Origin of the sequence: Serratia sp. OS31 (genome assembly GCF_014164835.1) — a bacterium.
GTDB classification, from domain to species: Bacteria; Pseudomonadota; Gammaproteobacteria; order Enterobacterales; family Enterobacteriaceae; genus Serratia; species Serratia liquefaciens_A.
Genome location: NZ_JACJFQ010000025.1, coordinates 70,554 through 80,554, shown reverse-complemented (window position 1 = coordinate 80,554; position 10,001 = coordinate 70,554). Strand labels below are relative to the sequence as shown.

Sequence of the window (10,001 nt, the reverse complement as noted above, 5' to 3'; positions counted from 1 at the left end):
CATCTATCCTTTGTTTGGCGAATTTGTTTTCACCGTAAAAGAGCGTTGCAGATATATTTTTTGCAATGGTATCTGGGGTTAAATATCCAAACGGAGCATTATGATCATGGCAACTAATCAGGTTACTCTTTCTGAAGATGAAAAAGCATCATTATATTTGTTGGATCAAACGATGGGATTCACCGTACAGGCCGCCTTGCGGGCTGTGGCTGAGCTGTGCGTGGCCGATCATCTGATCGACGGCCCCAAAACCGCCCAGGAGCTGGCAAGGAAGCTGGAGGTGGACAGTCGTATGCTGCACCGAGTTTTAAGTATTCTGGCATCACGCAATATTTTTGCTGTTTCCGAAGACGGACGTTTCTCGCTAAACCCCGTAGCGCAATATTTGCGTTCGGACGTGCCGGATTCACTGCGCGGAGGGGTATTAATGCTGACGGATGAAACCATGTGGCGCCCATTGGGAAAATTAGCAGCGACTTTACGCGGTGAGCCGGTATTTAAACAAATATTCGGCATGCCGTTCTATGATTATTGGTCGCAAGACGATATTCCTGACTCGGAAAATGATTTCCATATCGGCATGGCATCGATGTCGGCGTTGGAAAATAAAATTGTGATGCGCAGCTATAAATTCCCCGAACATGCGACGGTGGTGGATATCGCGGGTGGGTTTGGCGGATTGCTGCTGAGCGTATTACGCGCCAACCCTACGGTTAAAGGCATTCTTTTTGACCAACCGCAGGTATTGCCAAGAAACCGCCTTGGTGAGTTGGGTGATGATTCGCGGTGGGAAACCTGTGCGGGCAGTTTCTTTGAAACCTGCCCGACGGCAGATTTTTATCTGTTGAAATTTATCGTCATGGACTGGGCCGATGAGCCGGCCCGCCGGATATTGCGCACTTGCCGTAATGCGATGCATCCGCAGTCGAAGCTATTGCTTATTGAACCTGTAATAGTGCCGAATAACACCGCCTGGGAAAGCTGTCGCGAGCTCGATTTGGTGCTGATGGGCAGTTTTGACGGCGGGCAGGTACGTACCGAAGAAGAATTGAAGGCGCTGTTGGCCAGCGCCGATCTGAAGCTGAACCGGATTATCGATACCGGCTGTTATTTGTCGATCGTCGAGGCTGTACCGAATTGATACCCGAGATGAATAGGCAAGGAGGAACCCGCATTGCTGCGGGTTTCTTCAGTTTAGTTAGCCGATCCCGGCCTGATGCAGATCGTGCAGGTTGATCGCGCCGACCAGCACGCCGTCCAGATTGACCACCGGTGCGGCACTGATGTGCTGTTCATGCAACGCCTCCAGGGCTTCCCCTGCGTGCCACTGCTCCGGCAAGCGATAGCCTGGGCGGGTAATGGCCGGGCTTAACGCATCCTGCAGGCTATTGCCTTTTACCAGCCAGCGGCGCAGGTCGCCGTCGGTAAATACCCCCACCACTTTCTGCTGCGCGTCACACACCGCGACTAATCCCAGCCCGGTGCGGCTGAGCTCGAGCATGGCTTCCATCACGTTGGCGCTTTCACTGACTTTCGGCAGACGATCGCCGGTGCGCATCAGGTGGTGCACCCGGTTGAGCAAACGTGCACCCAGGCTGCCGCCCGGATGGGAACGGGCAAAGTCTTCGGCGTTGAAACCGCGCTGGCGCATTAAAGCCATTGCCAATGCGTCGCCCATCATCAGCGTATTGACCGCGCTGGAGGTCGGCGCCAAACCCATCGGACAAGCCTCACGTTCGACGCTGATGTCCAGTACGCAGGCCGCCGCCTGTGCCAGCGGCGACTCTTTGCCGCCGGTGATGGCGATCACCGGGATGGCATTTTCCGCCAGCAGCGGCAAGATCAGATCCAGCTCTTTGGCGCGGCCGGAATAAGAGATAAACACCACTACGTCGTCGGCGCCAATCATGCCGAGATCGCCATGCAGTGCTTCTGCCGGGTGCACGAAGAACGACGGAGTGCCGGTACTGGCCAGCGAGGCGGCAATTTTTTTACCGATGTGGCCGGATTTGCCGATGCCGGAAATCACCGCCTTGCCTCGGCAGTTCAGCAGCAGTTCGCAGGCGCAGACGAAATTATCGTCCAGTCGCGCCAGCAGGCGCTGTGCTTCGGTCAGCTCGATTTCCAGCGTTTCGCGGGCAAAGGCCAGCAGGGCAGCGGCGTTACTCATCAAAATCTCCTACCAGAATGATATTGATCCCCTTCGCCTGCAGCGCGGCGAGGTAATCCGGATTGATGTTTTTATCGGTGATCAGCGTATCCACGGCGCTCAGGTCGCAGACCACGTTCGGGCTTTTGCGGCCGAACTTCGACGAGTCCACCAGCAGGATAATGCGGCTGGCGGCTTCGCACATTGCCTTGCTGACGTTGTGCACTTCGTTAAAGGTGGTGACGCCGGCGTTGAGATCCACGCCGTCTGCCCCGATAAACAGTTTGTCGAAGCTGAACTGCTGGAAAGCCGATTCTGCCAGGCTGCCGTGAAAGGACGCCGACTTTTTGCGATAGGTGCCGCCGGGCATCAGGATGGTCTGATCGTTATCCAGTTCCACCAGCGCATTGACGATGTGCAGGCTATTGGTCATGACGGTGATATTATTGAACTGCGCCAGATGCGGCACCATTTGCAGCACGGTGCTGCCGGCGTCAAAAATCAGCGAGTCGCCATCGTTGATAAGCCCAATGGCGGCATAGGCGATCTGGCGTTTCTTTTCGGTATTGATATGGGTTTTGCGGTCGATAGGCTGATCGCCATCGTCGCGGCTGAGCACCACGCCGCCATAAGTGCGGATCACTTCACCTTCCTCTTCCAGCAGGGTGAGATCCTTGCGGATGGTGGTGCCGGTGGTGGCAAAGTGCGCTGCCAGGGCATCCACTGCCGTTTTGCCATGCCGCTGCAGATATTCAAGGATAGCGGCCTGCCGCTGCTTTGGTTTCATAGCCCGTCCTGTTCACAAGAGTTGCGCATTTCCCTTCGGCTAACAATTCAATATGAAAGGTAATGTCTTTTAATGTGAAAATATCATGATTTAGGGGCAATCGCTAACGATAGTGCAGTCTGGCATGCGGGATCCTCGGGGAAGATCACATCCGGGCGAAGATCGCGCTGATGCAGGCCGTGCAGCCGGGCAATCGGTTTGGGTTGCGCGAAGATGGTCAGGCCGCGCATCAACATGCTGCCGCAAACCCGCTGCTCGGGATCAAAGGCCAACGCCAGCACCACCCGGGGTTGGAAGCGTCCGCCGGAACGCCCGACGCCGACGGCACCCAATCGGCACAGACCGTCGAAGGCACGGTTGAAACGTTGGATCTGCCACCAGCCGAGGGCGATTTGCAGTAGCCAGGCCAGTATTGCGAAGGTAATCAATGCCTGAGTCATATAGCCTCCTGTTGGTTTTCCCTCTCCAGAAGGAGAGGGAGCGTTGACGAGATCAGAACATCACCTGCCCGCCGGTAATGTTGATCGACTGGCCAGTGCAGTAAGAAGCCTTATCGCTGGCGTAAAACAGCAGGGTATTGAGCACGTCCTGATAATCACACCCGCGTTTCAGCGGCACCTTGTCGGTGTAATACTTTTCAACCTGGTCCGGCGCGATCCCCAGTTTTTGCGCGTATTGCGGCAGCAGCGACTGGAACATTGGCGACTTCAACAGGTTGCCGAGCATCAAGGAATGCACGGTAATGCCGTATTCCGCCAGATCGAGCGCCAGCGACTGTGTCAGCCCCACGCCGCCGAATTTGGCGGCGCTGTAGCCCGAGTTGTGCTTGCTGCCGACCTTGCCGGATTTTGAGTTGATCTGAATGATGCGTCCGGCAATACCGTCGCGGATCATCAGGCGAGAAAACTCGCGGGCGCAGAGAAAATAGCCTACCAGATTGACCTGCAGCGAGCGGTCGAAGTCTCCCAACGGAAAATCGGTGATCGGTGCCGCCTTGGCAATACCGGCGCTGTACACCAGCAGGTTGGCCGGGCCGAATTCATCGTCAACGGCCCCCGCCAGTGCAATCACGCTTTGTTCGTCGGTGGCGTCAGCCTGGAAGCCACGTGCGCTGCCCGCGCCATATTGGTCGTTAATCTGTTGTGCTACCTGCCGGGCGTTATCCGCGTTTAAATCGGCCACCGCCACGCGATAGCCTGCCTGCGCTAGGCCCTGGCACAAAAATGCACCCAACGTTTGGCCACCGCCAATCACTACAGCTACTTCAGACATGGTTTGCTCCTTATGCGATAAATTTCAGCGTGCTGCCCAGCGGGATATCCGCCGGCGTGGTTCCGGATACGTGGATCGAACCGGGGAATTCGGCCTGTGGCTCGCCGTCGAAACGTACGGTAAGGTGGCCCAATTCACGCAGGTTTTGAGTGGCAACGTCGCCGACGGCGGTGATCGGATAACGTTGCTCTGCCAGCTCCATCCACCCCCCGGCCTGCAATTCACCGGAGGTGTTGCCATGCTGGTGGATGAAACAGAATTCTTCGATGTCTGCCGGTGCGCCTTCACGGAAGGTGATCAACATGTCATCCTGCAGCGCTTCGCGGGCGCAGTCGCCAATCTGGGTGATGGTGGTCTGGAAAATGGTAGTCATAACGGGTCCCTGGCAAACAAAGTTATTGGTAGATGAAGGCGGATGCGGCCCAGGCGATCAGCACCGTCGGTGCGCCGGTCAGGAAACGTCCGACCAATACCGAAGGTACGCCGACCCGAACCGTGTCCTGCTTGGCCTCCGCCAGCGACAGGCCGACGGGAATAAAGTCGCAGGCGGCCTGCGCGTTAATCGCGAACAGCGCGGGTAGCGCCAGCTGCGGCGGAATATGGCCGAGGCCTATCTGCACCCCGACCAATACGCCGATCACCTGAGCGATGACCGCGCCAGGGCCGAGGAAGGGGGACAGCAGTGGGAAAGAGCAGATCAGCGCCAGCGTCACCAGTCCAATCGGGCTGTTGGCCAATGGCGTCAGGCCGTGGGCGATGAAATCTCCCAGACCGGAAGCCATGATGATGCCGATCAGCGCCGAGACGAACGCCATAAAGGGCAATATGGTCTTCAGCACCGTGTCGATGGTGTCGCGCCCGGCCTGGAAGAACACCGCCACCACCGAGCCCATGCCCATACCCACTTTGGCTAACAGGCCGTCGCTCTGCTCGGTGATTTTTTTGCTGGTGTCGTAATCCCGTCCCTTGGGCTGTGGCGTGGCTGCCGGGATCTGATCGGTAGCCGCTTCCACCCGGCTGATGTTGCTATCACGCACGCCGGAGACGTAAATATCCTCGAGGATAAACTTCGCCAACGGGCCGGATTGGCCGGTGGCGTGAATGTTGACCGTCGGAATACGGCGCTTTGGGTACAGGCCGCAGCGCAGGGTACCGCCGCAGTCGATCACCATGACGCCAATTTCATCTGCCGGCGGCTCGCCTTCCTTAAAGCCATCGACGGCTGGCCAGCCGGTCAGTTCGCTAATCCGGTCGACGATCGATGGGCGGGTACCGGCAGTGATGTACACCACTTTTTTGCCAGGCTCGACAGGCAACGTTAACGGGCCGCCCCAGCCGCTGGCGCCTTTCTCAATACGGATATAAGCACTCATGCTGCACTCCACGGATTAAAGTTGCACCTGACGATCCAGGCGGATCCCCATCTTGCGTTCGAACAGGCTGGTGGTGAGATCGGTGATCCAACCGCGGAAAAAGTTGGTGAACAACCCCACCAGAAAATAGCTTACCGCCAGCGGCCCCAGTGGCAGGCCGAGGGTGGTCAACCCGCTGGCAATGCCGAGATAAACGAACAGTTCGCCGGGATTGATGTGCGGGAACAGGCCGTTCATCGAGTGGCAGCTGTAGGAGGCCGCCGCGTAGTAGCTGGGTTTGTATTTCTCGGGCATAAAGCGCCCGAGGCTGAGGGTCATCGGGTTGCAAAAAACAAAGGTGCCGATCAGCGGCAGCAGCAGATAACGAGAAACAGGGTTTCCCGCACAGCGCTGCGCCAAGCGTTCGATACGTTCCTGGCCTACAAATTTGATCAGCGCGTTCATAATAACCAACAGGCTGATTAACAAAGGTAAAATGCCGGTCACCATGCCGACAAACACTTCACCGCCTTTCTGAAACAGGCCGATAAACCATTCGGCTCCGTGGGTGATTAGCTCAATCATTATTGTTCTCCTGTGATGGAAGGTATGGCCTGGAGCGAACGGCGGCTCTGTCGCCATGGGCCTTACACTAATCACTTTATGGATTCATTTGTTTTAAATAGATCACAATTTGAAATATAAATATTTTATTGTGAAAGTTAATTATGAAAGAAAAATAACACTCAGGCAGCGGGAGAAACAGAAAGTCGAGCGGGGATCGGCAGAAAAACGCGACAAAAAAGCCCGGCGAACCGGGCTGGAGGAACGAGCTGGGTGTGGCTTGGGATCAGGCGATGGTGACTTTCTTGTCCAGGTAGGTGTCCTGAACGGCATTGATCAACGCCACGCCTTCTTTCATCGATTTCTTGAACGCCTTACGCCCCAGAATCAGGCCCATGCCGCCCGCGCGCTTGTTGATGACCGCGGTGCGTACCGACTCCTGCAGATCATTCTCACCGGCGGCACCGCCGGAGTTAATCAACCCGGCGCGGCCCATATAGCAGTTGGCCAGTTGGTAACGCACCAAATCGATCGGGTGGTCGGTGGTCAGCTTGCTGTAAACGCGGTCATCGGTATAACCGAATTTCACCGCGCGGTAGCCGCCGTTGTTTTCCGCCATTTTTTGCTTAACGATATCGGCGCCGATGGTGGCGGCAATGTGGTTGGCCTGGCCGGTGAGATCGGCGCTGGAATGATAGTCCACGCCATCTTTGGTAAACGCCGGGTTGCGCAGATAGGCCCACAGCACGGTGACCATCCCCAGCTCGTGAGCGCGCTCGAAGGCGCTGGAAATTTCTTCAATCTGGCGACGTGACTGCTCGGAACCAAAGTAAATGGTGGCGCCGACCGCCACCGCGCCCATGTTGAACGCTTGCTCGACGCTGGCGTACAGCGTCTGGTCGTATTGGGTCGGGTAGCTCAGGGTTTCGTTATGGTTCAGTTTGACCAGAAACGGAATTTTATGCGCGTAGCGGCGCGATACCGACGCCAGCACGCCATAAGTGGAGGCGACGCAGTTACAACCGGCTTCAATGGCCAGTTCGACGATATTTTTCGGATCAAAATACAGCGGGTTAGCGGCGAAAGACGCGCCGGCAGAATGTTCAATGCCCTGATCGACCGGCAGAATCGACAGGTAACCGGTGCCGGCCAGGCGGCCATGGTTAAGCAGGCTTTGCATTGAGCGCAGTACGGTGTTGGGGCGGTTGTTATCGATCATTATCCGGTCAACAAAGTCGGCGCCCGGCAGGTAGAGATTTTCAGCAGGGATGGTAGTACAGCGGTGTTGCAACAGGTCTTCCGCTTCCTTTCCTAACAACTGTGCAATATCAGTCATGATTAACTCCCGATTTAGCTTCTTCATACACCGGCAACCTAAGGTATCTGACCACCGGCGCAGCAAAAAGCGGTGATTGAAGCTGATAAAACGATATTAATGAAATCCTGACGGCAAGGAGAAACAATAGATGCGATTGAGAGGAATTGCCATTTGCGTAGCCAAATACGTGGGGACGATCGCCCCACGGAAGATCTGCGGCTGATTACTCGACCTCAAACCACTCGGTATTTTGCAGGGAGATTGGCGTGATGGAGTAAATCATCTCCTGCAGATGTTCATGAATGGCGCGCTCGGCGGCGTCGGCATCCTGCGCTTTCAGCGCTTCAAAAATGCGGTAATGCTGTTGGATCAGGCTTTCCGGCGGCGAAACCTCGCTAAGGCTGAGAAAACGCACCCGGTCCATGGTGGCCTTGATGGTTTCGATGGTTTCCCAGGCCAGGGGACAATCGGCGAACTGGGTTAGCAACTGGTGGAACTCGTCGTCCAGTGCCAAAAACTCACGGGTTTGCCGGTTTTGTGCCGCCAGCGTCTGACGATGCAAGTTATGCTCCAGCGTCATCAGCTGTTCCGGGGTGATCCGTTGTGCAGCACGACGAACAATCGCGCATTCGACTGCCTGACGAATAAAGCGCCCGTCGGCCACCCGCTTGGCGGAAATCTTCATCACGAAAGTCCCGCGCTGCGGCAGGATCTGCACCAGCCCCGCCTCCGCCAGCTTGATAAAGGCCTCGCGCACCGGCTGACGCGAAACGCAAAAGCGGGTGGAGATCTCTTTTTCAGACAACAAGGTACCGGGGGGAATGGTGCAATCGACGATATCCTTACGAAGGAAGCGGTAGATTTGCTGATTGACCGGGAGGTTGTTGGTAAGGCTGTAGGTTTCAGACATGGTGAAGATCGGTAATCTGGCTGGATTAGGATGCCACCATACTAGCAGATTATTCTTTGAGGGCGGGTGGATTAATCCATCCGCCAAATAGGATAACTCAACGATCCTCTCCGTTGGCAGGCGTGGCATGCGGGAGGTCTGCCATTATCGTTCTCCCATGACTGGCAGTGCGGCAACGGTGGCTCGGGCCCCTTGCGCCAGCAGCGTAAGGTAGGCATCGGTCACTGCCTGGACGAACTGCAAGCTGTCGGGCAGATCGCGCCCAAACACCGTTTCAAGCTGCAGCAGTGCCAGTACCCGTTCGGCGCCTTGGCGGCTGTTGCTGACCTGTTCGGCAAGACGTTCACGCAGGGGATCGTTGATCTCGATAACCTGACCCTGTTCGTCCTGGCCGCCGACGTAACGCATCCAGGCGGCAACCCCTAAAGCCAGGCAGCTAAAATCGCTGCCCTGTGCCAGATGCCAGCGGATGGCGTCCAGCAAACGCTGCGGCAGCTTTTGCGTGCCGTCCATGGCGATTTGTTCGGTGCGGTGCTTCAGCGCGCCATTGCGATAGCGAGCCAGCAGCGAGTCGGCGTACAGCGTCAGATCCACGCCGCTGACATGCAGGGTTGGCGCCTGTTCCGCCACCATCAGATGGCGCGCCGCACGCTCAAAATGCGCATCCTGCATGCAGTCGCTGATGTGCGCATAGCCGGCCAAGTAACCCAGATAAGCCAGGAAAGAGTGGCTGCCGTTGAGCATCCGCAGCTTCATTTCTTCGTAAGGGAGCACGTCGTGAACCAGCTCGACGCCGACCTTTTCCCACGCAGGACGCCCCTGTGGGAAGTTATCTTCTATCACCCATTGGCTAAAGGGCTCGCAGGCGACAGCGACCGGATCGACAATGCCGCCCAGTAATCCTTCAATGTGCTGCAGCGTTTCCTCGGTTACTGCCGGAACGATGCGGTCGACCATGGTGGAGGGAAAGGCGACATGCTGTTTAACCCACGCCGCCAGTTCTGCATCCTGCCGCTGCGCCAGTTGGCAGAGCAGGTTGCGGGTCACCTGGCCATTGGCCGGCATGTTGTCGCAGGACATCACGGCGAATGCCGGCAGCCCACGCTCACGACGTAGCCGTAACGCCGCCAGGATCAAGCCGGGGGCGGACTGTGGCCGCTGTGGATGGGCAATATCGTGTTGAATATCAGGGTGCTCTGCCAGCAGCTGGCCACTGGCGGGATGATAACAGTAGCCTTTCTCGCTGATGGTCAGTGAGACGATAGCGACCTCCGGCTGTGCCATGGCTTCAAGTACGGCTTCCCGTCCGTCGACCTGCAGATGCAGCGCCTGCCTGATAATGCCGACGACCTGACCTCGCCAGCAGGTGTCGTCCATTTCGGCCACCGTATATAACAGGTCCTGACGTTGGATATCGGCGATTTTTTGCTGGCCGTTGTGCATGCTGATCACGCAGTAACCCCAGTCGCTGGCGTGATCCTTCGCCAGACGCTCGGCGTATATCGCCTGATGCGCACGGAAAAAAGCCCCGAAGCCAAGATGTACGATGCGCGGTTTCATTTGTTCACGCGGGTAGGTCGGTCGCGCGATCGCCGCAGGCAGTGCGCTGTTACTGGAAAGTATCATGCTGAAATTCCTGAAGAGCGGGG

11 protein-coding genes are annotated in these 10,001 nt (G+C 56.8%); 1 reads left to right on the top strand and 10 read right to left on the bottom strand.

The window, feature by feature from the left end:
• The first annotated feature begins 106 nt into the window (after positions 1-106).
• On the top strand, positions 107-1,141 hold the full coding sequence (locus H5P17_RS19230) for a methyltransferase (protein WP_182824634.1): 1,035 nt from the start codon (positions 107-109) through the stop codon (positions 1,139-1,141).
• 57 nt (positions 1,142-1,198) lie between these two features.
• Here the strand turns inward: H5P17_RS19230 and gutQ are convergent, their stop codons facing one another.
• The 10 genes from gutQ to H5P17_RS19180 all read right to left on the bottom strand — a co-directional run bounded on the left by gutQ (position 1,199) and on the right by H5P17_RS19180 (position 9,978).
• Positions 1,199-2,170 (bottom strand): arabinose-5-phosphate isomerase GutQ, encoded by a 972-nt coding sequence (gene gutQ / locus H5P17_RS19225; RefSeq protein ID WP_182824632.1) that lies wholly within the window; start codon positions 2,168-2,170, stop codon positions 1,199-1,201.
• Positions 2,163-2,936 (bottom strand): DNA-binding transcriptional repressor, encoded by a 774-nt coding sequence (locus H5P17_RS19220; RefSeq protein WP_020828112.1) that lies wholly within the window; start codon positions 2,934-2,936, stop codon positions 2,163-2,165. Before H5P17_RS19220 ends, gutQ begins: the two co-directional genes overlap by 8 nt.
• A gap of 83 nt (positions 2,937-3,019) precedes the next feature.
• Positions 3,020-3,376, bottom strand: coding sequence for a transcriptional regulator GutM (gene gutM / locus H5P17_RS19215; protein WP_182824630.1), 357 nt, complete (start codon positions 3,374-3,376; stop codon positions 3,020-3,022).
• Positions 3,377-3,428: 52 nt separating this feature from the next.
• Positions 3,429-4,208 (bottom strand): sorbitol-6-phosphate dehydrogenase, encoded by a 780-nt coding sequence (srlD, locus tag H5P17_RS19210; RefSeq protein ID WP_044554620.1) that lies wholly within the window; start codon positions 4,206-4,208, stop codon positions 3,429-3,431.
• 10 nt (positions 4,209-4,218) lie between these two features.
• Positions 4,219-4,581 (bottom strand): PTS glucitol/sorbitol transporter subunit IIA, encoded by a 363-nt coding sequence (gene srlB, locus H5P17_RS19205; protein ID WP_044554621.1) that lies wholly within the window; start codon positions 4,579-4,581, stop codon positions 4,219-4,221.
• 22 nt (positions 4,582-4,603) lie between these two features.
• On the bottom strand, positions 4,604-5,581 hold the full coding sequence (locus H5P17_RS19200) for a PTS glucitol/sorbitol transporter subunit IIB (protein ID WP_044554622.1): 978 nt from the start codon (positions 5,579-5,581) through the stop codon (positions 4,604-4,606).
• Between the two features lie 15 nt (positions 5,582-5,596).
• Positions 5,597-6,145, bottom strand: coding sequence for a PTS glucitol/sorbitol transporter subunit IIC (locus H5P17_RS19195; protein WP_020828107.1), 549 nt, complete (start codon positions 6,143-6,145; stop codon positions 5,597-5,599).
• A 265-nt stretch (positions 6,146-6,410) separates the two neighbouring features.
• Positions 6,411-7,460, bottom strand: coding sequence for a class I fructose-bisphosphate aldolase (gene fbaB, locus H5P17_RS19190; protein ID WP_099062625.1), 1,050 nt, complete (start codon positions 7,458-7,460; stop codon positions 6,411-6,413).
• A gap of 205 nt (positions 7,461-7,665) precedes the next feature.
• A complete protein-coding gene (locus tag H5P17_RS19185) occupies positions 7,666-8,352 on the bottom strand; it encodes a GntR family transcriptional regulator (protein ID WP_044554623.1) in 687 nt (228 codons plus the stop codon).
• 144 nt (positions 8,353-8,496) lie between these two features.
• Positions 8,497-9,978, bottom strand: a complete 1,482-nt coding sequence (locus tag H5P17_RS19180) for a mannitol dehydrogenase family protein (RefSeq protein ID WP_182824628.1) — start codon at positions 9,976-9,978, stop codon at positions 8,497-8,499.
• Positions 9,979-10,001 lie beyond the last annotated feature (23 nt).

Coding starts and splice junctions, on each gene's coding strand:
- H5P17_RS19180 (WP_182824628.1), bottom strand. CDS start 9,978: ATGATACTTTCCAGTAACAGCGCACTGCCTGCGGCGATCGCGCGACCG.
- H5P17_RS19220 (WP_020828112.1), bottom strand. CDS start 2,936: ATGAAACCAAAGCAGCGGCAGGCCGCTATCCTTGAATATCTGCAGCGG.
- gutQ (WP_182824632.1), bottom strand. CDS start 2,170: ATGAGTAACGCCGCTGCCCTGCTGGCCTTTGCCCGCGAAACGCTGGAA.
- H5P17_RS19230 (WP_182824634.1), top strand. CDS start 107: ATGGCAACTAATCAGGTTACTCTTTCTGAAGATGAAAAAGCATCATTA.
- fbaB (WP_099062625.1), bottom strand. CDS start 7,460: ATGACTGATATTGCACAGTTGTTAGGAAAGGAAGCGGAAGACCTGTTG.
- H5P17_RS19195 (WP_020828107.1), bottom strand. CDS start 6,145: ATGATTGAGCTAATCACCCACGGAGCCGAATGGTTTATCGGCCTGTTT.
- srlD (WP_044554620.1), bottom strand. CDS start 4,208: ATGTCTGAAGTAGCTGTAGTGATTGGCGGTGGCCAAACGTTGGGTGCA.
- srlB (WP_044554621.1), bottom strand. CDS start 4,581: ATGACTACCATTTTCCAGACCACCATCACCCAGATTGGCGACTGCGCC.
- gutM (WP_182824630.1), bottom strand. CDS start 3,376: ATGACTCAGGCATTGATTACCTTCGCAATACTGGCCTGGCTACTGCAA.
- H5P17_RS19200 (WP_044554622.1), bottom strand. CDS start 5,581: ATGAGTGCTTATATCCGTATTGAGAAAGGCGCCAGCGGCTGGGGCGGC.
- H5P17_RS19185 (WP_044554623.1), bottom strand. CDS start 8,352: ATGTCTGAAACCTACAGCCTTACCAACAACCTCCCGGTCAATCAGCAA.